General features: G+C 50.4%; 22 protein-coding genes. 7 read left to right on the top strand and 15 right to left on the bottom strand.

What is annotated here, in order from left to right; translation table 11 throughout:
- Positions 1 to 9: 9 nt before the first annotated feature.
- Positions 10 to 1,176 (bottom strand): HDOD domain-containing protein, encoded by a 1,167-nt coding sequence (locus tag ACFFJP_RS07400; protein WP_377241992.1) that lies wholly within the window; start codon positions 1,174 to 1,176, stop codon positions 10 to 12.
- Positions 1,169 to 3,169 (bottom strand): putative bifunctional diguanylate cyclase/phosphodiesterase, encoded by a 2,001-nt coding sequence (locus tag ACFFJP_RS07395; RefSeq protein ID WP_377241989.1) that lies wholly within the window; start codon positions 3,167 to 3,169, stop codon positions 1,169 to 1,171. Before ACFFJP_RS07395 ends, ACFFJP_RS07400 begins: the two co-directional genes overlap by 8 nt.
- Before the next feature lie 153 nt (positions 3,170 to 3,322).
- On the opposite strand from ACFFJP_RS07395, the gene ACFFJP_RS07390 reads away from it, so the two are divergent.
- The gene (locus ACFFJP_RS07390) at positions 3,323 to 4,165 is read left to right on the top strand and encodes a sensor histidine kinase (RefSeq protein WP_377241987.1); all 843 of its coding nucleotides are present in this window, start codon (positions 3,323 to 3,325) and stop codon (positions 4,163 to 4,165) included.
- A gap of 8 nt (positions 4,166 to 4,173) precedes the next feature.
- Here ACFFJP_RS07390 and maiA read toward each other — a convergent pair whose 3' ends face one another.
- From maiA to pspA, 13 genes are all read right to left on the bottom strand, one after another.
- Complete coding sequence (gene maiA / locus ACFFJP_RS07385) at positions 4,174 to 4,818, bottom strand: maleylacetoacetate isomerase (RefSeq protein WP_377241985.1); 645 nt, start codon at positions 4,816 to 4,818, stop codon at positions 4,174 to 4,176.
- 65 nt (positions 4,819 to 4,883) lie between these two features.
- Positions 4,884 to 5,903, bottom strand: a complete 1,020-nt coding sequence (locus ACFFJP_RS07380) for a fumarylacetoacetate hydrolase family protein (RefSeq protein ID WP_377241983.1) — start codon at positions 5,901 to 5,903, stop codon at positions 4,884 to 4,886.
- Positions 5,904 to 5,924: 21 nt separating this feature from the next.
- Positions 5,925 to 7,070 (bottom strand): homogentisate 1,2-dioxygenase, encoded by a 1,146-nt coding sequence (locus ACFFJP_RS07375; RefSeq protein WP_377241981.1) that lies wholly within the window; start codon positions 7,068 to 7,070, stop codon positions 5,925 to 5,927.
- The gene (gene hppD / locus ACFFJP_RS07370) at positions 7,063 to 8,136 is read right to left on the bottom strand and encodes a 4-hydroxyphenylpyruvate dioxygenase (RefSeq protein ID WP_377241979.1); all 1,074 of its coding nucleotides are present in this window, start codon (positions 8,134 to 8,136) and stop codon (positions 7,063 to 7,065) included. Before hppD ends, ACFFJP_RS07375 begins: the two co-directional genes overlap by 8 nt.
- 217 nt (positions 8,137 to 8,353) lie before the next feature.
- Positions 8,354 to 9,916, bottom strand: a complete 1,563-nt coding sequence (gene tyrR / locus ACFFJP_RS07365) for a transcriptional regulator TyrR (RefSeq protein ID WP_377241977.1) — start codon at positions 9,914 to 9,916, stop codon at positions 8,354 to 8,356.
- A gap of 165 nt (positions 9,917 to 10,081) precedes the next feature.
- The gene (locus ACFFJP_RS07360) at positions 10,082 to 10,423 is read right to left on the bottom strand and encodes a 4a-hydroxytetrahydrobiopterin dehydratase (protein WP_377241975.1); all 342 of its coding nucleotides are present in this window, start codon (positions 10,421 to 10,423) and stop codon (positions 10,082 to 10,084) included.
- 24 nt (positions 10,424 to 10,447) lie between these two features.
- Complete coding sequence (gene phhA, locus ACFFJP_RS07355; protein ID WP_377241973.1) at positions 10,448 to 11,239, bottom strand: phenylalanine 4-monooxygenase; 792 nt, start codon at positions 11,237 to 11,239, stop codon at positions 10,448 to 10,450.
- 172 nt (positions 11,240 to 11,411) lie between these two features.
- Complete coding sequence (locus ACFFJP_RS07350; protein ID WP_377241971.1) at positions 11,412 to 12,611, bottom strand: trans-sulfuration enzyme family protein; 1,200 nt, start codon at positions 12,609 to 12,611, stop codon at positions 11,412 to 11,414.
- A gap of 132 nt (positions 12,612 to 12,743) precedes the next feature.
- Positions 12,744 to 13,745, bottom strand: a complete 1,002-nt coding sequence (locus ACFFJP_RS07345) for a TIGR01620 family protein (RefSeq protein ID WP_377241969.1) — start codon at positions 13,743 to 13,745, stop codon at positions 12,744 to 12,746.
- Positions 13,742 to 15,109 carry a YcjX family protein gene (locus ACFFJP_RS07340; RefSeq protein ID WP_377241967.1) on the bottom strand — a complete coding sequence of 456 codons (1,368 nt, stop codon included), beginning with the start codon at positions 15,107 to 15,109 and terminating at the stop codon, positions 13,742 to 13,744. Before ACFFJP_RS07340 ends, ACFFJP_RS07345 begins: the two co-directional genes overlap by 4 nt.
- A gap of 44 nt (positions 15,110 to 15,153) precedes the next feature.
- Entirely contained in the window at positions 15,154 to 15,564 is a 411-nt protein-coding gene (gene pspC, locus ACFFJP_RS07335; protein WP_208930965.1) for an envelope stress response membrane protein PspC, read from the bottom strand.
- Positions 15,557 to 15,793, bottom strand: coding sequence for an envelope stress response membrane protein PspB (gene pspB, locus ACFFJP_RS07330; RefSeq protein ID WP_377241965.1), 237 nt, complete (start codon positions 15,791 to 15,793; stop codon positions 15,557 to 15,559). Before pspB ends, pspC begins: the two co-directional genes overlap by 8 nt.
- Positions 15,794 to 15,818: 25 nt before the next feature.
- The gene (gene pspA / locus ACFFJP_RS07325; protein WP_377241963.1) at positions 15,819 to 16,487 is read right to left on the bottom strand and encodes a phage shock protein PspA; all 669 of its coding nucleotides are present in this window, start codon (positions 16,485 to 16,487) and stop codon (positions 15,819 to 15,821) included.
- Between the two features lie 183 nt (positions 16,488 to 16,670).
- Here pspA and pspF point away from each other — a divergent pair, with 183 nt between their 5' ends.
- The 6 genes from pspF to ACFFJP_RS07295 are packed head-to-tail and all read left to right on the top strand — an operon-like array spanning position 16,671 to position 23,039.
- Complete coding sequence (gene pspF / locus ACFFJP_RS07320; protein WP_377241961.1) at positions 16,671 to 17,762, top strand: phage shock protein operon transcriptional activator; 1,092 nt, start codon at positions 16,671 to 16,673, stop codon at positions 17,760 to 17,762.
- A complete protein-coding gene (locus ACFFJP_RS07315) occupies positions 17,759 to 19,369 on the top strand; it encodes an ABC transporter substrate-binding protein (protein ID WP_377241959.1) in 1,611 nt (536 codons plus the stop codon). Before pspF ends, ACFFJP_RS07315 begins: the two co-directional genes overlap by 4 nt.
- On the top strand, positions 19,366 to 20,385 hold the full coding sequence (locus ACFFJP_RS07310; RefSeq protein WP_377241957.1) for an ABC transporter permease: 1,020 nt from the start codon (positions 19,366 to 19,368) through the stop codon (positions 20,383 to 20,385). Before ACFFJP_RS07315 ends, ACFFJP_RS07310 begins: the two co-directional genes overlap by 4 nt.
- Positions 20,385 to 21,278 carry an ABC transporter permease subunit gene (locus ACFFJP_RS07305; RefSeq protein ID WP_377241955.1) on the top strand — a complete coding sequence of 298 codons (894 nt, stop codon included), beginning with the start codon at positions 20,385 to 20,387 and terminating at the stop codon, positions 21,276 to 21,278. The genes ACFFJP_RS07310 and ACFFJP_RS07305 overlap by 1 nt, the downstream gene beginning before the upstream one ends.
- Positions 21,278 to 22,279: a peptide ABC transporter ATP-binding protein gene (locus ACFFJP_RS07300; protein WP_377241953.1), complete on the top strand. Its 1,002-nt coding sequence runs from the start codon at positions 21,278 to 21,280 to the stop codon at positions 22,277 to 22,279. The genes ACFFJP_RS07305 and ACFFJP_RS07300 overlap by 1 nt, the downstream gene beginning before the upstream one ends.
- Positions 22,272 to 23,039 carry an ATP-binding cassette domain-containing protein gene (locus tag ACFFJP_RS07295; RefSeq protein ID WP_377241951.1) on the top strand — a complete coding sequence of 256 codons (768 nt, stop codon included), beginning with the start codon at positions 22,272 to 22,274 and terminating at the stop codon, positions 23,037 to 23,039. Before ACFFJP_RS07300 ends, ACFFJP_RS07295 begins: the two co-directional genes overlap by 8 nt.
- Positions 23,040 to 23,059 lie beyond the last annotated feature (20 nt).

Here is a 23,059-nt window from a genome sequence, read left to right as displayed (position 1 = left end):
GATGCTGCCTCACGAATCACTCGATGAAGTTAAAAAACTGTCCGTCAGCGCAAATCGCTCCAAGGCCGCCAGATCTGGAGTAATTTTCACTCCGGTAGGATCTTGTTGTTGCAATGACAATACGTAACTTGCCAGGTGTAAGATCGCCTGTAACCGGTCGACCCGAGCAGAGCCTTGCAGATTCAGCCGGTACATCGCCGCAGCACAAATATCTGCAGAGAAGCCCCACAACGTCATCAAATAGCCGGTCAATATACAATGGTCGGCAACGCCATCCTGAAACATATCTTCCTGCGTCAGTTGCTGCATTGCCATTGGCTGAGTTGCCAGCAGCGCCAAAGGGCCCAACGCCTGCATCAGTCCGGCGACATAAGCTTTTTCAGCCAGTGTTGCGTCATCCCGGCATTGGCTCCGTGCCAATTGAAAAGCGACTGATGCCAGTGCGACTGCATAGTCCTGTAACTTTTGGTGCAGCTCTGGCCGGATCTTGCCTTGGTACTGTTGGTTCAGCAAAAATGCCTGCATGACGGCTTTGATCATTTCCCGCCCCAGCCGGCTGACCACTTCCTGCAAATCCAACGTTTGACGGCGAAACCCGAGGTAGGCCGAGTTTGCCATCTGAATTAAGCGTCCGGCCAGCGGAGCTTCGCGCTCCAATGCCCGTGCCAGCTCGCGTTGTGAACTGTCAGAATTGTCTAGCAATGCCAGAATTTGTTGGTATTGCCGACGCTGGATTGGCAGCGCTTGCAAAGTTCCTAACTGATATCGTGCATGTTCTGAAAAAGGCCCTTCAATTATCTGCTCTGCACGCTGGAATACGGCCAGCAAATCGGTGTCAGTAAAAGGTTTGCCTAACAGCATCTGGGCTGATTGCACAGCAGCCAGCATGACCGCATCATCATTCTCAGCACTCATTAGCACTCTTATGGTAGCCGGCGAATGTGAAGCACAGAATTCCAGTAACTCTTCGCCGCGTAATGTGGCATCCAGCCGATCGGTCAGTATTAATTGCGGGGCTACTGGCTGCTTTAGTAAATATTGTGTTGCACTCACAGCATCGGCACACAGCTCTACCTGCCAATGTGGGCACAGCCGCTGCAACAAACGTCTAGTTGCAGCCCCTGCAGCAAGGTCTGGTTCGACAATTAATGCCAACCAACGATCAGCTTCAAACATTGAGATACTCCTCCCATTGCTGGCGGATCGGCTGGGCCGTTAAAAAGCGACCAAATTCAAGGCTGCTCAGCGGCTTACTGAACACATATCCCTGGATGTAATCACACTGCATCTCACGCAGCAACAGCACCTGATTCACCGACTCAATCCCTTCGGCCACGACTTGCATGCCAAGCTCATGCGCCATTCGGATCATGTGTCTGATCATACTGGCACATTGCGGCGAGTCCTCAAGGTCCAACAACAAAGAGCGATCTAATTTCAGTTTATTCACCGGCAATTTCGCTAGGTATGCCAACGACGAATAACCAGTACCAAAATCATCCATGGCAAGTTGACAGCCAAGCTGATGCAAACTGCTTAATAACCGGCTGCTGGCATCGATATCGGCCATCAGAAACGTCTCAGTGACTTCCAATTCCAGCGTATCGGCTTGTAAACCCAAACTGCTTAAACAACCGGCAATACGCTCCGCTAACCGATCATCGGTTAGTTGCCGGCCTGACAGATTGATCGCCAGATGCGCCAACGACAGCCCCTGCGCACGCCAACTATGAAGTTGCCGCAAAGCGTGTTGCAATACCCAATCACCAATGGCCTGGATCTGGCCGTCTTGCTCGGCGATTGGAATGAACACAGCTGGGGAGATCGCTCCGTATGTCGGGTGATGCCAGCGGATCAATGCTTCAGCACTGTCACAAAAACCATCGGACAAGCGGATCTTGGGTTGATAACATAAAGTGAATTCTTGGCCTTCCAACGCGGCATACAGGGAATTACTAATTTCAAAATGCTGCCGTTTTTGTGTCACCATTTCTGCTTCGAATCGCAGATAGAAACCGGCAGGGTTTGCCAAGTTATGGCGGCAAGCGACATCGGCATGTTGTAACAGCTGCCGCGCTGTAGTGCCATCTGCCGGTGATACGGCATAGCCGACACAAAAAGCCAATTGCACGCGGTTAAAGCTCAGTACAAGTGGTTGCCTAAATGGTTGCAGACATTGCTCAATCAACAGTTGTAGTTGGCTCTCCTGCCCGGAGCCATGCAACACCAACAGAAATTTATCTGCCGCAACGTAGCCCAATAGAGCTTTTGGCGGCATCTGGGTTTTCAGCGCGAGCCCGGTCTGCTCAATCAATTCATCTAATTGTTGCTGTGGTAACGAATCGCTGTATAACGCAAAGTCCGGCAGCATCAACGCAACAACGGCAAAATCGTTCTGGCCGGATGACAACAGATCTTCAATCTGTGACCGCACATCGTCCGCGTTCAGCAGTTCGTTGACGCCACAAAATACCTGATCGCTTAATGGCTGTACTAAGGTGACTTTGAGTAAATAGTGGTGCAAATCTGAAATTCGGTGGCTGAAACTAAAATAGTCTCCGTGGATGCCGCGCAACTGAATATCGTGGTCTTTTTTATGAAAAAAACCGGCAAGTTCAATCGGATTGATGTCAACAAACAATGCCGACAACACCTGACCGCGCAGCTCCGAAGGCTGCAATCCCAACACCTGGCTAGCGGCGTTATTAAAACGCAAGACCTGACCGGTCGCGGATAATTCCAACAGCGCCTCATTACTGGATAACAACAGGTTAGTTCGTTGTTGCTCAGCCTGTCGCCTGTCACGCTCACTCAGTGCTGCAGTGATGTCTTTTAATAACTGCGTATCTTCCCATGGTTTTTCCATAAAACGCCAGGCTGCGCCGCTGTTCAGGCAGGCTAACAACGCTTCGCGGTCTGCATAGGCACTCAGGATCAGACCAATGGTCGACGGAAATTGTAACCTGACTTGTTGCAGCAATTCGGCACCATTCATGTCGGGCATCCGAAAATCCGAGATCACCAACGCCACCTGCTCAGTGCTCAGAAGACTCAGCGCCTGCACACCGTGTTCGGCGAGCAGTACGCGGTAGCCGGCACGTTGCAACGTCCGTTGCAAGGCTCTGAGGATTGCCGGCTCATCATCAACCAACAGAATAGTTTTTGCCACGAACACTCCAGCCAAAATAAAAATAAACACCAATATATGAACATAAACAGGTGCACGCCGCTGCCGCAAGTTTTTTCCGTTCCCCTTGCTCTGCGTCGTGTTGGCCCCCATGATGACATCACTGGTTACACTTCTCAAAATTGGAGTTCATGCATGGCGCAAGATCCGCAATCTTCCCAAACGCCCGCACACTGGCAACAGACCGACCGTTTGGCGACTATGGGTATCCTGACTGCCGGCGTTGCACATGAGTTGAATAATCCAATTGGTTACATTCTCAGCAACCTGACGAGTTTTCAAATATATCTGCCGGTATTCCAGCAGTATTTTTCACTATTGCAGCAGATCGCTGACTGTGAAGATGCCATGGCTCGCCAAGAGCTGCGGCAGCAGCTAAACCAGCTGCAACAACAGGAAAACCTGCAACTGTTGCTCGATGATACCCAAAGTCTGCTGGCTGACTCAGTGCAAGGCGCGTTGCGGGTACGGGATTTAGTGCTGGACCTGCGACGATTTTCCCATCCAGACCATGCTGAATTTCAATTGCTGGAATTTAAGCCGTTGCTGGATATGGCTTTGAGGTTGACTAGAAATGATCTGAAAACGCATGTGACGGTATCGCAAGATACCGGACCCGAGCCGCTATGGCTGCAGGGACAACCCGCAGCGTTAACACAGCTACTGGTTAACTTACTGCTCAATGCATCACAAGCAATTGGCACTGGTGCCGGGAAACTGCGGATCAGCACGGCTCGACTGGATAACTGGCTGCAGGTTTGTATTGAAGACAGCGGCCCCGGGATCGCCGACGACATATTACCGCATATTTTCACACCGTTTTTTACCACCAAAGCACCTGGTAAAGGCACAGGCCTGGGTTTATCAATCTGCCAGGCCATCGTCCAAAAACATCAGGGTGACATCAGTGTGAGCCGCTCTGCACTCGGTGGCGCCGCATTTACGCTGCGATTTCCCCTCAGCAATGCGCCGCAGTGATCACTGGTTCAGTTCTGGGCATCCGGCTGTTGCTCTGGTGCTGCATTGCTAAAAGCTGGCAGTAACAGACAGTGCTGATACACCTTTTGGATCTGCGGATATGGCGTTAAATCAACGGCAAAACGCAGCGCATTATAAACTTGCGGTACCAGACACAAATCAGCCAACGTGACCTGATCACCAACACAATATTGTCCCGCGGTCAGCGCCAGCCGTTGTTCAAGCGCAGCAAAGCCCTGTCGTAACCAATGCTGGATCCAGTCGGTTTTTTGTTGCTCCGAGACACCCAGCGTACTGGTTAAATATTGCAGCACGCGCAGGTTATTCAGCGGATGAATGTCACAGGCAATATCCAGCGCCAGTGCGCGCACCACGGCTGCGGTGGCAGGGTCTTTCGGCAGCAATGGCTGCTGTGGATAGACCGCATCGAGATATTCAATAATTGCCAGTGATTGATTGAGTGTCAGTGCGTCGTGTTGCAGCGTTGGCACTAGCTGTGCCGGATTCAGCGCTTTATAGGGCTCTGCACGCTGTTGGCCGCCATCTTTTAATAAATGTACTGGGATTTGGGTTGCATCCAGCCCTTTTAACGCCAGCGCGATACGCACCCGATAAGCCGCCGACGAACGCCAGTAGGTATATAAAGTCAACATCAGAAACTCCGTTTAAAAAAGGCCGGCAAATGCCGGCCTTTGATTTTGATTCAACTGTGCTGCGCTCAGCGCGGCTGATACTGTACGACTTGTTGGTCAATAGCACCAAAAATGCTCTGGCCTTGTCCATCCAGTACTTCCAGCCGGATCCGGTCACCAAACTTCATGAATGATGTTTTAGGCGCGCCGTCACGGATAGTTTCAATCATCCGTATTTCAGCGATGCAAGAATAACCCAGTCCACCTTCGTCAATAGAGGTACCGTAGTCGGTGCCTTGTTTGTTTGACACAGTACCAGAGCCGATAATAGCACCCGCACCAAGATTACGGGTCTTGGCGGCATGCGCCACCAACTGACCGAAGTCAAAGGTCATGTCGACACCGGCATTCGGCTTGCCAAACAGTTTACCGTTTAAGTGCGATACCAGCGGCAGGTGTAATTTTGCGTCCTGCCAGTCTGCGCCGAGTTCTTCCGGCGTGACAGCTACCGGGCTAAAAGCAGAAGCGGGTTTGGACTGGAAGAAGCCAAAACCTTTGGCCAACTCATTTGGGATCAGGCCACGCAGTGACACGTCGTTGACTAACATGACTAAACGAATTTGCTGACGCGCCTGCTCTGGCGTGGATGCCATCGCGACATCACCGGTGATCACGGCCACTTCGCCTTCAAAATCAATACCGTAGTCTTCGCTGACCACATCGATTTGATCGCGTGGACCAATAAAGTCATCCGAGCCGCCCTGGTACATTAACGGATCAGTCCAGAAGCTTGGTGGCATCTCTGAATTACGTGCGCGACGCACCAGTTCAACATGATTCACATAAGCACTGCCGTCGGCCCACTGGTAAGCGCGCGGCAATGGCGATTCACAGACCGTTTGGTCAAAAGCGAACTCGCCCTGTACAGTGCCATGATTAAGGCCCTGATAGACCTCAGCAAGTTGTGGCGCAACCACGGACCAATGGTCTAATGCATATTGCATAGTGCCGGCGATATGCGCCACCGCGACTGCTTTGGTTAAGTCACGGCTGACGACGACGAGCTGGCCGTCACGGCTGTTGTTTTTCAGACTGGCTAATTTCATTTTATCTTTCCTGTCAGACTGTTACTTCGTTTCAGCTGGTTTGACTTTCCAGCTGTTGACGTAATCCGGATTCTCAGTGGCCACTGCCGCTGCGCCCATTTCCAGCGCATCACGGGTATCCAGCATCACTGCAACTTCGTCGGTAAACTTCTTGCGATACTCACGGCCGGCCTGAAAGGCTTTTGGATGCGGGCCATGGGTAAAACCAGCCGGATGAAACGTCACCATGCCGCGCTCGATATTATCGCGACTGAAGAAATCACCAGCGTGATAGAACAGCACTTCATCATAGTCGTCGTTGTTATGATAAAACGGCACTTTTAAGGCGCCCGGATCACTTTCAATCGGCCGCGGTACAAAAGTACAAACCACAAAACGACTGGCAACAAAAGTGGTATGCGCTGAAGGTGGTAAATGATATCGGTGGCTCATCAGTGGCCGGATATCCCGCCAATTAATCCGCATCACCGCTAAATCACCGTGCCAGCCGATGGCATCGAGCGGATTATACGGATAGGTGATCACCGAGACCTGACCATGACGTTTGACGTGGACCTGGGTTTGTTGTTCGCTGTACTGCGCTTTAAAGACATCGTCAATTTTTGGCGTATCCAGCATCGCCGGGTCAAAAATCGCGTGATTGCCAACCAGACCTTTTTCCGGCAGCTGATAGGAATCATTGGTCGCTTCAATCAGCAGCACAAACAGCGGCGCAGAGGTTTCCAGCCGCCAGCAGGTCGAGCGTGGGATCACGACATAATCGCCATCGCGCAGGCTCAGGTGGCCATAATCACAGAACAATTCAGCACTGCCTTCGTGGATAAACAGCAGCTCGTCGCCATCGGCGTTGCGGACCAGAAAATCCATCGATTGTTCAAGCCGCCAGGTGCGCATTTTACAATGCGCATTGTGCAGCAGATTCGGTACCTGCCACGGCGAATTGGTTTTGTCTTCGCCAATGTCATTGAAGTTAAATAAACGCGGTTTTAGCGGCCCTTCCCAGTGACTCCAGCCAGTCGGCGCATGAGTATGATGGAAATGGCTGGCCGGGCCAAAAAAGCCACTACGACCCGTTTCGCGCTCATAAATCGCCTGTTCCGGAAAATCGGCATGTGCCTGGCGCGAAATGTCACCTTCTTTTAACGGAAATTGCGCCCATTTACGCATCTGCTAATACCCCACGACGGATTTGATCTTCTTCAATCGATTCAAACAGTGCTTTGAAGTTACCTTCGCCGAAACCTTCGTTGCCTTTACGCTGAATAATTTCGAAAAACACCGGACCAATCACAGTTTTGGTGAAAATCTGCAGCAGGATCCCGTCTTTTTCCGGCGCGCCATCAATCAGAATACGCAGCTCGCGCAGCGCATCCAGATCTTCAGTATGACCTTCGACCCGGGAATTCACTTTGTTGTAATAGGTATCCGGCGTTGGCATAAAGTCCATTCCACGGCTGCGTAATGTCCGTACTGTTTCATAGATATTGTCCGAGGTCAGTGCGATATGCTGGATGCCCTCGCCTTTATATTCACGGATAAACTCTTCGATTTGTGATTTGTCGTCTGACGATTCATTGATTGGAATGCGGATCTTGCCACAAGGCGCAGTCATGGCGCGGGACACCAGACCGGTCAGTTTGCCTTCGATATCAAAATAACGGATCTCACGGAAGTTACCGATCCGCTCATAAAAACCAGCCCAGACATTCATATTGCCGCGTTTGACGTTGTGGGTCAGATGGTCCAGCACTTCCAGGCCGACGCCATGCGCCGCCATTGTCGTCTGCCAGTTGTCGTAGAATTTAAAGTCGATGTCATAGACAGAGCTCTGGCCATAACGGTCGACGAAGTACAGCAGGCTAGAACCAATGCCATACACACCCGGGATATTCAGTTCCATCGGGCCAATTTGATTTTTGTATTCTTTCGCGCCATTCGCAACAGCATGTTTCAGCGCTGCAGCAGCGTCTTTCACCCGAAAAGCCATGGCGCAGACACTCGGACCATGTACGCGGGCAAATTCCTCAGCCTGTGAGTTAGGCTCAGCATTGACGATAAAATTGATGTCACCCTGTTTGTATAACCAGGCTTGTTTTGAGCGGTGCTGGGCGACTTCAGAAAAGCCCAGTGACTGAAACAGTTCTTTTAATTGACGAATACCATCGGCATCAGCAGCTGTATACTCGACAAACTCAAAACCATCGGTACCAAGCGGATTAATTGGGTCAAACATGACAAACTCCGGGAAATAAATACAGGGGGATTGCTGCTATCTTGCCGTCCGCCACGGAAAAAGAAAGCTTGGCCGCTTACATACTGCTAACAGCGAAAAACACTGGTTTTGTATCGTTTGGCATACGAAAACCGTATTTCGCTGTTAAATCGATAAAAAAGGCCGTTTTGTGGGCAAAACGGCCTTTTATCAGTAGCGAATGCAGGACAAAGTGTAATTAAATTTTTACACTCTTGCGATTAATGCCGTATTCGCGCAATTTGTTTGCCACAGCGGTATGACTTAAACCAAGTTTTTTCGCCAATTGACGCGAACTTGGATAAGCCGGGAATAGTTTTCGCAATAAACTGGCTTCAAAACGTTTCACGGCCTCGTCCAGCGTGCCATCAAAATCTTTTTCCAGATAACCAAAGTCATTGGTGTAACTTGGTAACTGCAACTGTTCTTTGTCGAGCTCTGCCCCTTCGAGCAGAGTCACCGCACGATACAGCGCGTTTTCCAGCTGCCGGACGTTGCCTGGCCACGGATATTGCTGGATGAAACTGGCACAGTTTTCGGTGAGTTTCGGTGGTTTACGCCCAAGTCGCGCAGCCAGACGGGCCATAAAGTGTTCTGCCAGTGGCACTATATCCTGCTTACGGTCCCTAAGCGGCGGCAACACTAAAGTCAGTACATTCAGGCGGTAATATAAATCTTCCCGAAAACGCCCTTCCTGCACCATGCCTGGCAAATCTTTCTGCGTGGTACAGATCACCCGTACATCGACCCGCACTTCATTTTCATCGGCTACGCGGCGAAAACTGCCATCCTGTAAAAACCGCAACAGCTTGGTCTGGATCTCGCGCGACATCTCGCCAATCTCATCCAAAAACACAGTGCCGCGGTTGGCCTGCTCAAAAATGCCTTTTTTACCTTCCGTCGTGCCCGGAAATGCATTCGGCCCATAACCAAACAATTCTGACTCTGCGACATTGTCCGGTAACGCAGCACAATTGACGGCAAGGAAAGGTTTGCCGGTGCGGCTGCTGGCTCCGTGACAAGCCCGCGCCAACAACTCTTTACCGGTCCCTGTTTCACCGGTAATTAAAATCGGCGCGTCAAGCTGCGCCATTTTTTTCGCTTCCCGCACCACTTTGCGCATCAAATTGCTGCTGGCCTGAATGGCATTGAAGCTTTCCTGATCGCCTTTTTTAAACGCTACCATCTGCTCACCCAGACGGCTCTCTGATTTTAACGTGATCACGGCTCCGGCCAGAATTTCATGACCTGCTTCTGCCGGCACCATCACCGGCAGAATATCCGCGATAAATTTCTTACCATGAATTTCAATTTTGCGGGTTTGCGCCAACACATCATCACTTTCCAACCAGCGCTGAAAATTAAATCCTTTTACCAAAGGCGACAAAGGCAAACCCGCAACTTCGTAACGTTGCAGCGTTAAAGCATCAAGTGCGGCTTCATTGATCACGGTAACATTGGCTTTGGTGTCGATAGCGATCACACCATCCGGCAGCGTTTTTAACAGCGTGAACAGCTCATTGTGTTCACGTTCTGAGGGCATAAATGCAGTGGTTTTGACGTCTTCGACGCCAGGAATACGGCGTATCTTCGCCATTAACTCCTGAAATTTTTCGAAATCGACCGTAGGAAAGGCAACAAACATGCGGCCTAATTCGGGATCAACTTCGATACCGCGCAAATCAATCTGAAACGACACCAGGATATTTAACACTTCCTGAGCGATACCAACGCGGTCCTGACAATGGATTTCTAAGCGCATCTGAATGACAACCTTGCGAGATGACAGGTAGTTTTATCATACGGCAAAGCACAAGCTTCAGACCAGCTCTTTTGTAAACTTTTGTGAACGAGAGCCGGAATTTCTATCAAATCCAACCCGAAAAAAAAGCTGCCGGAGCAGCTTCATTCAATGCTGCAAACTGGTTTATTCAGTCAGCAGCGCATCTGTCTTGGCAGCACAAATAAAGTCATTTTTATGCAGGCCTTTGATAGAATGTGACCACCAGGTCACCGTCAGTTTGCCCCATTCCAGCAGCAAGGCCGGATGATGACCTTCCGCTTCTGCCATCTCCGCGACTTTGTGATGGAAAGCCCAAGCCAACTTAAAGTTCTTAAATTTATATTCGCGTTCCAGCTGCAAAATGCCATCCCGAACCACTGGAGTCCAGTCCGGAATTTGTCGCATCAATTGCGGTAATTCTTCATCAGATACGCGCGGCGCATCGGCGCGGCACGCTTCACATTTTTGTGTGGCAAGTTCAGTCATTGTAATGCTCTTTATCGTTAAATATTAACTGGCTTTTTTCTCTTTCGGCGCGAACTTCGGCGCATGCAGGCCGAGCGTTTTCGCATGCTGCACCAGTGTCATCAGGTCCATCTGTGCAATGTCAAACAGCTGGCGAATGCTCTGAATGCGGAAGTAAATGGGTTGCATAATGTCGATGCGATATGGCGTGCGGAACACATCAACCACATCGAGCACCTTACGTTCAGGAATATCCGAATGGATCGCATATTGGGTTTCGCCGGGTGATGACAGAATGCCGCCACCATAGATGCGCAACCCGTCTGGGGTATCGATCAGACCAAATTCAATGGTGAACCAGTATAAACGGGCCAGATATACCCGATCTTGCTTGCTGGCTGCCAGTCCAAGCTTGCCGTACATGTGAGTGAACTCGGCGAAATCTGGATGAGTCAGCATGGCGCAGTGGCCAAAAATTTCGTGGAATACATCTGGTTCCTGCAGGTAGTCAAATTCTTCACGGCTGCGGATAAAAGTGGCGACCGGGAACTGCTTATTCGCCAGCAATTCAAAAAAACGATCGAAACTAATGAGGGCCGGCACTTCGGCACACTGCCAACCAGTGGTCGCCTGCAGAACGGCATTCACTTCGTGCAGCTGAGGGATCCGATCTTGTGAAAGATTTAGTCGTTGCAGACCTGCCATGTACTCATTACAGGCTTTGCCTTGAATGCAACTGAGCTGGCGTTTGATCAGATCTGACCAAATCTGGTTCTCTTCATCGGACCAGGCAATAATGCCGTTGGCATCCGATTCACGGGATACGTAAGATGTCATGTTACAACCTGTTAATTCTGCTTGCCGGCCTCGGGTGGGCTGGCTGAATGGCTGGCATCCTAGTAGATTGCATCTGAGCTGTTAACCCAGCGCCTCAAACTGACGTCCGCACAACTGTGCAATAAAATGTACAAGCTGACGCAGAAAAAATATATCAGCTTGTTTTACATCATTATTTTTGCTGTAACTGCATCTTTACCAAGGCTTGCTGTAGATCGGCAATGATGTCATCCACATGCTCAAGGCCAACCGAAATACGGATAAGTCCGTCGCTGATACCAGCAAGCCTGCGCTCTTCCGCAGAGTAAGGACTATGGGTCATTGATGCCGGATGTTGGATCAGCGACTCAGCATCGCCCAGACTGACCGCCAGGCTCAATAACTCACATTGGTTGATAAAATACCGGCCATCGTCGAGGCTGCCTTTCAATTCAAACGCCAGTACACCGCCGGCGGCTTTCATTTGAGTGCCGATAAATCGGTGGCCTGGATGACCGGGTAAACCAGGATAATACACAGTGGCCACTGCCGGATGCGCTTGCAAAAACTCCGCTACACGTTGCGCGTTCTGACAATGCCGCTCCATCCGCACCGACAAAGTCTTCAAGCCCCGAATGATAAGCCAGGCATCATGTGGGCTAATTGTCGCCCCCATATCTTTCAGAGTCGTCAGCTTGATGGTCTGGATGGTTTCGGCGTCAGACAGAATAATGCCGGCGACGACATCACCGTGACCGTTCAGATATTTGGTCGCGCTATGGATAATGATATCGATGCCATATCGCGCCGGCTGTTGCAGTAATGGCGTCAGGAAAGTGTTATCGATCACTGATTTAATCTGATGTTGGCGACAAAACCGACCGAGGAATTCCAGATCCAACACCACCAGATTGGGATTAATCGGCGTCTCAGCGAACAGCATTCGGGTATTGGGCCGGCGTGCGGCTTCGACGGCCGCGTGGTCGGTCATATCAACAAAACTGACCTCGATGCCGTAACGGGCAAACTGATGATTAAACAGCGCAAAACTGCAGCCATAAATCGCATGACTGGCGATTAGGTGATCACCTTGCTGCAAGAAAGCCAAGGTTGCAGCAGCCACTGCGCCCATGCCGGTGGCTGTCGCCGCTCCGTCCGCCATGCCTTCCAGCGCGGCTACTTTGAGCTCGAGTTCGCGGGTAGTCGGATTGCCAAGTCGGGTGTAAATATACCCTTCGGTTTCACCGGCAAAGCGCGCGGCGCCCTGCTCGGCACTATCAAATACGAATGTGGAAGTTTGATACAACGGGGTGGCAAGGCTACCAAACTGCCGATCATAGGTTTTGCCGGCATGGATGCACATCGTTTCTGCGTGTTTACTGCTACTGCTCATAATAACCTGATTGCTTAGATAATTTTATCAAACAATTAAGCAAACAAGTTATAACCACGACAAGGCATGCAGACATCTGTCTGTCCGTTTGCGGCGCCGTTGCGACAGGTCCGAACTGCTGATTTGTAAATATTATTGTGCAGGAGAGCGTTGCAACAAACGTTGTAATAATGACTGTAACAAGGGTTGCACCGTTGCCTGTTGTGTTAGCAGTGGCAAAGGCCGCAGTTCCTGTTGGACAAACCGGCCGAGCCGAGCCAGCATCAGGCCTGCCAACACGCCCTGTCCGGCGCGGCCCGACAATTTACTACTTAACTCTACCCCCAGAAAATCACCGCCAATATCAATCGCGAGTTCAGTCGCTCCGGTCCAAAACAGTAAATTGGCAAATTGCTTTATAAACTGTAAACGTTGGATGATTCCAACCTTCATACCATAGAGTGCTGACAATTCGGCCATCAAACGCCAAGCTCGCCAGCTGACCAGCACCATGTCCGCCAGCGCAAATGGGCTTAATGCAACAGCAAGGCCAGCCTGTTTCGCCGCCGCACTGATCAGCGCAGCGGCTTGCTGATCCAGTGGCTGCAAAATCAACAAATCAAATAACTGTAGTGTTTCCGCATCTGAATGCTGCGCATTGTGCTGCGCATAAAAAGCGTCGGCCGAAACAGGCACTTGTTTTAACATGCGCTGACATAACGCCGATGCCTGCCCGTACTGCAGGCTATTTTGCATGGCTGAACCTTGTTGCCGCCAGTATTGGCGTTCTGCATGCTGACGCCGGCCGCGCCAGCTACTCCATAAGGTTTTCGCCAGAGCTGCCAGACCAAAACCTGTCAGTGCCAGTGCAGCGCCGCCCTGCAACACACTACTATTCAGACTGTCCCGGACAAATTCAACCCATTGCAGCAACGCCACCAACAGCACGAGACTCAGGCCAATTCCGAGCCAGCGCGATATACCCGCTGTTTTGACCGCCTTGGGCACTTCGTTCAGACTGGCTGGTACTTCACTTCCTGATACAAATGCATCGGCAGAAAATTGTTGTGGCTGTGCCAACGGCATCTCAGCAGCCGACTTCACACTGACAAACTCATCAAGATTGAATTGCTCTGCTGTTTTTAGTGGTTTCATTGCAGATGATCTCCAAGCAAAAATTGCAGCGCCTGGTCCATGCGCAGTTGCTCTGGAAAGGACGACCCCGAACCAACGAGCGGCAGAAACTCCGGAAAAGCAAACTGATGGTGCTGAAACAACTGTGGCGATGGCATGGATAGTGGTACTTCACCCGGATAAAGCAACTGCAGTTCTCCGGTCGTGGCCATCCGACCGCGCAGACATGGCTTGTTACCTGCCGGCGTTTTCACCTGACCCAGTTCAGAACTAACAACTGCAGCGACAGCCAGTGCTTCAGTTTCACAGCGTTGATAGCGTTGTTGATAAAGTGGTTGTTGCAGCATCTGCTGTAACAATAACAACAGATTGCGGTGCTGGTCTGGGGTCAATAAATCAGCCTTGGAGGCGACAAATAGCACTTTATCAATACGGGGCTGCCAGATCCGGCGCCACCAGCTATCGGGGCCGTAAGAAAAATGCTGCATGATTAACATCAATGCCTGTTGCAATTGCTGCATAGCATGATGTCCTCGATTCAACGCCCCGAGGCAGTCAGCCATAATCACCTGACGATCGAGCCCAGCGAAATAGTCCCGATAAAATGGAGCGACGACTTTGTGCTTATAATCGTCGAAATTCTGTTGAAGCTGGCGCGCCAAAATACTGCCCTGCTTCAGCTGAGTGGGTAACAATGGAAATAGTTGTAGTAACGGAGCGCCAGCCAGTTCAGCCGGTCGCAATAACCGCCCAGGCTGCAGGATCAGGCTCAGTTGCTGTTGCTTCAGGGTTTGCAACAACTGCTGGTACAGATCGGTCAACTGCTGCAGTACCAAGGGCCCACCGGCCGTATCGGCCAGCTGCAGTTGCCGGCGAAACGATTCTGCAAGTGCTGATACGATTTCGGTGTCTAACATCGACCAGACATTATCGCACCAGGTCGCATAATCAAGAGATAACATGGGCAGATCGAGCAACCATTCACCGGGATAATCAGTGATCTCCAGCGTCAGTGTTTGCCAATCCAGTAGTTTTTGTTTTAAAGGACTCTGTGGTTTATATCGCAATTGCAGGGTAATTTGGCTCAGCGCCGTCGTGGACGAAGGCCATTGACCCAGTTGCAATTGCTGCAAATTTGATTCAAATGGAAAACGAGCACGTTGTGTCATCAGGTTAGGCACGCACTGCCCTCCCAGATAACGCTGTTGTTGCATCACCTGAAAAAACGGCAGCGGCGACTGTTGTGTGTTGGTGAGCTGATGGATGAAACTGGTGAGAAATGCAGTTTTCCCTGCACCACTGACACCAGTTATCCCTAAACGCAGATGCTGATTCGCCAGACGTTGCCCAAGTTCTCTGGCGCGGCCTGGCAGGTGAAATTCCATCAGATACACACTTCCTGCGGTTGATGAGCGGCTATCGCCGTACGTTAAAGTTTATTAAACTCACGATGTAATTGAAACTTGCTGGATGTGACATAAGATTCCATATCACGCAGCCGGTATTCTATGCTGTCAAACTGCTGTTTAAGGTGATTCAGTGCTCTAGGTGGTGCTTCACCGCGTTGCCAGACACGGGTTTTTACTTCCACCGGCCGCTCTGCAGCAGCGCGAACTGGCTCTCCACTGCGTTGTTCGGCCACGGACTTTTTCTCCAGTACTATCCAACCAACCAGGTATAGGACCGGTAAAATACCGCCGAAACCCAGTAATACTGATGCCAGAACTACCACACGCACCAGCCACAGTTCCCAACCGAAGTAATCGGCAATACCGGCACAGACTCCGGCGATTTTGCCATTGCGGTCATCCCGCAACAGCTCGCGACGTTTGCTACTCATGTTTACGCCTCCAGTTTGGTGCGTCAGCATCCAGGATGGCCTCCAGCGTTTTGATCCGGTCCGCCATTCGCTCAGCTTTCACTGATAAATCATTCAGTTGCGCCAGTTCATGTTCAGACAGGCCTTCTGAAATTTTGCGTTTGCTGCGATAGTGCATAATGATCCAGATCGGTGCCACACAAATCATAAAGATGATCATCGGTATCGCAAAAGCTTCGGTAATATCCATGTTCGGCTCCAGAAACGCCTGATAATCAGGCGTTATTCTCTTGGTTCATTTTTGCTTTCAGCGCTGCCAGTTCAGAATCAATTTTGTCCTGAGAAGCCAGCTCTGCGAATTCATCGCGCAGAGTCTTTTTACCTAAATCGTAAGATTCGACCTGAGCTTCCAGATTGTCGATCTTTTGTTCGTAACGTTCAAACTTATACATCGCATCGTTTAAGCGGGTGCTATCCAGTGATTTTTTCACTTCTAACCGCGATGCTACCGTTTGCTGACGCATCAGCATAGTTTTCTGCCGCGCTTTGGCATCCGCCAGCTTTTCCTGCAGCTGCGACACTTCATCCTGTAACTTGCTGATATGTAAATCTAAATTTGCAATGTCAGCATTAACAGAAGCAGCCTGATCTGCAGCTTTCTGTTTTTCGATTAACGCAGAGCGGGCTAAATCGTCACGATCTTTGCTAAGCGCCAGTTCGGCTTTTCCTTGCCAGTCGGCCACATCTTCTTCCAGTCGACTGACCACACGCTGCAATTCTTTTTTCTCTGCGATGGTTTTGGCAGAGGTTGAACGCACTTCGACTAATGTATCTTCCATTTCCTGAATGATCAGGCGAACCATTTTTTCCGGATCTTCAGCTTTATCCAACAGTGCGTTGATATTTGAATTCACGATGTCTGAGAAGCGAGAGAAAATACCCATGATGTTTACCTCGTTTGGTGTCTGATTGAGTCAGATAGTCTTATTCAGGATCCTTGCCAACTCTGCAAACATACCTATGTCATTGTATTTATGAGATTTATTTATTTTCATTAAACGCTGTTGCCGAAGCTTGCTTTCAAATAGACTACTAATTAGCAAATTTAACCACTTAATGGCAGTCCCATGGCACGCTCATTTCAACAAGACAACCTGATAGGCCAATCTAACAGCTTTCTCAACGTATTGGATCAGGTGTCTCAGATTGCCCCACTGAATAAACCAGTGTTAATTATCGGCGAACGCGGCACCGGCAAAGAGCTTATTGCCGCGCGGCTGCATTACTTATCGCAACGCTGGGATCAAAATTATCTGACGTTGAACTGCGCAGCACTAAATGAAAATCTGTTGGAAAGTGAGCTGTTTGGCCACGAAGCCGGCGCTTTTACCGGTGCCAGTAAACGCCATGAAGGCCGCTTTGAACGCGCTAATTTCGGCACTTTGTTTCTCGATGAGCTAGCCAATACACCGGGGCTGGTGCAGGAAAAATTATTGCGGGTGATTGAATATGGCGAATTTGAACGAGTCGGCGGCAGCAGACCTATTAAAGTAGATGTGCGGTTAGTCTGCGCGACGAATGAAGATTTACCTGGGATGGCTGAGCGCGGTGAGTTTCGTGCTGACCTTCTAGACCGATTGGCCTTTGATGTGATCACGCTGCCGCCGATGCGCGAGCGACAAGAAGATATCATGCAACTGGCTGAGCACTTTGCTATTAACATGGCGCGCGAACTGAACTTCGAGCTATTCAGCGGATTTAGCGACAAAGCCAAACGCCAACTGATGGATTATGATTGGCCGGGTAACGTTCGGGAACTGAAAAATGTGGTCGAACGCAGCGTGTATCGCACCAACAATCCATACGTGCCGGTCCACGATATCCTGTTTGACCCATTTGCATCTCCATTTCGCCCGCAAGCCCGGGTCCGGACTGTTGACCGCCAAATCAGTGCGCCGTTTGCAACACCAGGCACCAGCTCTGCTCCCCATGTGGTACACACGCCAGCACCGACACCCGCGACATCGGCATTGCAATTTGATTTTTCGCAGATACAGGATTTTAAACTGCTGTCTGAAAACTACGAAGTCACCCTGATTAAACAAGCATTGGCTGCTTGCCAGTACAACCAGAAAAAGACTGCGGATGCATTAAATCTGACGTATCATCAACTTCGTGGTTATATGAAAAAATACAAACTGTTAGACAGCCAACAATGAATTCAACCCAAAGCCGTTTAGGCAGCCTCAGTCTGGTATTGTGGTTAGCTGCCTGCCAGCCGGCCACCTCTACTGATAGTATCAATGGACTGGTCTATTGTGCCGAAGGCTCACCAGAAACATTTAACCCGCAGCTGGTCACTTCGGGCACCACCATTGATGCGATTAGCCAACATTTGTATGACCGGCTGCTAGATATCGACCCGTCTAGTGGTGCATTAAAACCTGCTTTGGCGCATAGTTGGCAAGTCAGCGCTGATGGCTTGTCCTATCGGTTTAAGCTTCGTCACGATGTGCAATTCCACCATACGACCTATTTTTCACCGACACGCGCACTAAACGCCGAAGATGTCACTTTTACCTTCAACCGGATGTTGTTGGTTGATCATCCGTTTTTTCAGACAGCAACTGAGTACCCATACTTTGATAGTATCGAGTGGCGTCAACGCATTCAAAGCGTCACCGCACTTAGTAGTGATGAGGTCGAATTCCGGCTGAATCAGCCAGACAGCTCATTTTTATCAGTTCTCGCGACCGACTTTGCCGCGATTTTATCGGCGGAATACGGCCAAACTCTGGTACAGAGCAACCAAAAAGCGCACCTCGATTTGCTGCCAATCGGCACCGGACCTTTTATGTTCCGCGAATACCAGAAAGACGTCCTGATCCGCTATTACCGGCATCCGGCGTATTGGCGCGAGCATGGCTCACTGGCGCAACTGGTGATCGATATTGTGCCGGATAATACCAAGCGTTTGGCGAAGCTGTTGACGCAGGAGTGTGATGTTGCACCTATCCCGCGCTTGGCAGAATTGCAAATGCTGTCAAATCGTGCCGATTTTCGCGTGGATCAACAAACCAGCATGAACGTTGGCTTCTGGGCCTTTAATACGCAAAGAGCACCATTTAATCAGGTCAAAGTGCGACAGGCGCTGAGCCTAGCGATCAATAAACCCAATATTTTGCAGGCGGTTTATTTCGGCCAGGCCGAAGAAGCAACTTCTGTACTGCCACCCAACTCCTGGGCATACCGAAAAGAGACGTCTTCCGACAGTTTTAACCCGGAAAAAGCTCGCCAGTTATTAAAAGAAGCCGGTTATCCCAATGGTTTTAACCTCGACATCTGGGCCATGCCTGTGCAGCGCATGTACAATCCGAATGCACAAAAAATGGCGGAACTGATCCAGGCTGATTTGCGGGTCATTGGTGTACGGGCCCGGATTGTGTCTTACGAATGGAATACCTTTCGCCGCAAACTGGGTCAGGGAGAACATGATTCAGTGTTGATTGGCTGGTCGGCCGATAATGCAGATCCGGATAATTTCCTGCGGCCACTGTTAAGCTGCGCCGCAGCAGTATCCGGCAGCAACCGAGCCAACTGGTGTGATGAACATTTTGACCAGTTCATCGCGAGTGCTTTGCAAACCACCGATGTACCACAGCGTCGCAGTTATTATCTGGCAGCCCAGCAATATCTGCAGGAACAAATGCCACTGGTGCCAATCGCCCACTCTAAACGCTTTCAGGTCAAAAACAGCAGGGTTCAGGGTGTCAGTATTAACCCCTATGGCGGTATCAGTTTTGTCCATGCCGGGAAAACACCATGATCTTGCGCTATCTCGCCCGTCGATTGTTTTTACTTGGCTTTGTCTTTGTAGCGTTGACCATCTTTGTTTTTAGCCTGAACTATCTGTTCCCTGGTGATCTGGTGAGTAACCTCACCGGTTTACGTGATATCACGCCGGAACAACACCAGCAATTGCAGCACACCCTTGGACTGGACCAAAGTCTGTGGCAACAATATATCGAATACAACCGTAGATTACTGGCCGGCGATTGGGGACTATCGTTCGCGAGTCAACAGAGTGTACTACACGAGATTGACCGGGTGCTGCCGGCGACTTTGGAACTGGCATCGTATGCACTTTGCCTGAGCCTGCTGGTTGGTATTCCACTCGGCTTATTGGCGGCAGTAAAAAAAGACAGTGTGCTCGACAAACTCATATCCGGGTTGGCGCTGATTGGCTATTCCATGCCGGTTTTTTGGCTGGCGCTGGTCTGTATTATGTTGTTTTCACTGCAACTAGGCTGGCTGCCCACGTCAGGCCGCCTTGGCGTTCTGTTTGAGGTACCGGCCCAAACCGGCTTTGTGTTTATCGATATTCTGCTGACACCTGCCATTGACCGCAGCGCAGCAGCGTACGACGCTTTATTGCACCTAGCATTACCAACTTTAATTCTGGCCAGCTATCCGACCAACGTGATGATCCGCTTTGTCCGCCAGTCAATGCTCGAAGTGCTGGAACAGAACTACATCAAAACCGCCAGAGCTAAAGGATTGTCGCGTGCTCAGGTGCTGTACCGGCATGGTCTGCGTAATGCCCTGTTGCCGGTCACCCGCCAGGTAGGCCTCCAGTTCAGTACGCTGATCACGCTTGCGATGCTGACCGAAGTTATTTTCTCCTGGCCGGGGATCGGACAATGGCTGATCGACAGCATTTATCAGCGTAATTATCCGGCGATCCAAGCGGGATTGCTGGTGGTTTCGAGTCTGGTGATCTGCGTCAACATGCTGACCGAGATCTTGCATACGCTGTTTAACCCACTGGCGCGGAAGCTCTGATGAAAAAGTTGCGCTTGTATTACGAAGAGTACAATAAAAAGCCGTACCAGCTGCTGTGGCGGCATTTTGTGCCACAGCACTTTGCTTTGTTTGGCCTGATTATATTGTCTGTGCTAGTCCTGCTTGCGGTGATTAGTCCTTTCGTCAGCCCACATGACCCCTACTTACAAAACTCTGAGTTATTGCTGCTGCCGCCGTCCTGGCAAGGCAATGGTTTGGTGTCTTATCCATTTGGCACCGACGATTTGGGCCGGGATCTGATGTCCCGATTGATGTTGGGTGCCAGTTATAGCTTTGGTTTGGCCATACTGGCCGTATTGGGTTCGATGCTCATTGGCTTGTTGCTGGGGGCATTGGCCGGTATGACACGTGGGGTCCAATCCAGTATTTTTAACCACCTGCTTGATCTTGCACTGACCATTCCCAGCCTGCTGTTGGCCATCGTGATAGTTGCTGTACTCGGCCCAGGCCTGATGAATACGATCTGGGCCATTATGCTGGCTTTATTACCGCAATTTGTTCATGGCGTTGGCAACGCTATTCAACAACAACTGAAGCAGGATTATGTGATCGCCTATCGTCTGGATGGTGCCAATAACTGGCAAATCCTCTGGTCGGTGGTGTTACCCAATCTATGGGAACCAGTTTCGCTATTGTTTACGATGGCCTTATCGACCGCCATTCTCGATATTGCTGCACTGGGATTTCTTGGGTTAGGCGCACAGGCACCGACTCCGGAATGGGGAAGTATGGTCGCCGACGCACTCGATTCGATTTATCTGGCCCCTTGGACTGTCGCCCTACCCGGTTTATTGATTTTTATCACTGTATTGTCGATCAATCTGGTCGGCGACGGCCTGCGCAAAGCGATGAAAAAACGGCGGGAAAGCTGATGCAGTTATTGGATATCCGCAATCTGACCCTGGAACTGGAAACGCCTGACGGTATTGTCCGTGCCGTAGACCGCGTCAACTTATCGCTAAAAGAAGGTGAAGTTCGCGGTCTGGTTGGTGAGTCAGGTTCAGGTAAAAGTTTGATTGCCAAAGCGATTATGGGCGTTTTACATGAACGCTGGCATATCTCTGCCGACCGCTTTAGTTGGTGTGGCGAAGATTTGTTAAGACTACCTTATCGACGGCAACGTGAGATCATCAGCCGTGATATTGCGATGATCTATCAGGAACCCAGCCGCAGCATGGATCCAACAGCGCCAATAGGCGAGCAACTGGCTGAATCCGTACCCGACCACTTAGTCGAAGGTGTATCCTGGTGGCAACGCGGCTATTTCCGCCGCAAACGCGCAGTGAATTTACTGCACAAAGTCGGCATCCGTGATCATCAGGCCGTGCTGAACAGTTATCCCTATCAGCTGTCAGAAGGGGTATGTCAAAAAATATCTATTGCGATGGCCATCGCCAAAGATCCTAAACTACTGATCGCCGACGAACCGACGACCGCACTGGAAAGCACTACTCAAGCACAACTATTCCGCCTGCTTGCAAGCTTTAATCAGCTCAAAGGTACGTCTATTCTGCTGATCAGTCACGAACTGGAGACGGTCGCCAAAAATACTGACACGCTGAGCGTGTTGTATTGTGGTCAGCTGGTTGAAGCCGGTGATACCGCGGACTTGCTGCAAAACCCACGGCACCCTTATACCGATGCGCTGATCCGCAGTGTGCCAGAGTTCCAGCCAGATCTAGGCTTCAAACAACAACTGTATGCTTTACACGGCAGCATCCCCACGCTGCAACACTTGCCGATCGGCTGTAGGTTGGGGCCACGTTGCCCTAACGCTCGTAAAGAGTGTGTGAAAACACCACAACTTGAGCGCCAGCAAAACCACTTTTTCAGCTGCCATTTTCCAATTCAGCGGAGCGTTGCCGATGAGTGATTTGATCGAAGTACGCAACCTTGGCAAAACCTATCGTAAAGCGACCGGCCTGTTTAACCATAAAGAAGTCATTGCGCTGGCTCGTGTCAGCTTTACCCTACAAGCTGGGGAAACACTAGCTGTTGTAGGCGAAACGGGCTCTGGCAAAAGCACGCTGGCAAAACTGTTGGTTGGGATTGAACAACCGGACCAAGGCGAAATTTGGTATGCCGGCAGTCAGATTAATTGCAGCGAATATCGCAAAACGAATCAGTTCATCCGCTATATCTTTCAGGACCCAGCCCGCTCATTAAACCCAAATCAGAAAATTGCCGAGATCCTGCATGCGGTGTTGCGCTACAGTACTGTGCTGAGTTTTGACCAGCGTGAACAGAAGATCAGCCAGACGCTCAGGCTGTTAGGATTGTTAAATGAACACGCCAATTATTATCCGCATATGTTCTCTGGTGGACAGCTGCAACGTGTTGCGCTAGCGCGTGCCCTGATCTTGGACCCAAAAGTACTGATCCTGGATGAAGCACTAACAGCATTGGATCCGTCATTACGGGCACAAATCGTTAATCTGTTGCTGGAACTGCAGCAAAACACCGGCATTGCCTATCTGCTGATCACGAACCAACTGCGGCTGGTACGACACTTTGCTGATCATACGATGGTGCTACATCGTGGCGAATGCCTCGACTACGGTCCTACGGCTAAGATTTTCGCTAACCCGGTTCACGAATTCAGCCGGAAGCTGATTAACAGCGTGCAATACTGAGTCGCAGCGCGGACGGTCAT

Origin of the sequence: Rheinheimera tilapiae (genome assembly GCF_042432165.1) — a bacterium.
GTDB lineage: Bacteria > Pseudomonadota > Gammaproteobacteria > Enterobacterales > Alteromonadaceae > Pararheinheimera > Pararheinheimera tilapiae.
Note: the sequence above shows the minus strand (reverse complement) of the source record. Positions and strands in the feature narration are given on the sequence as shown.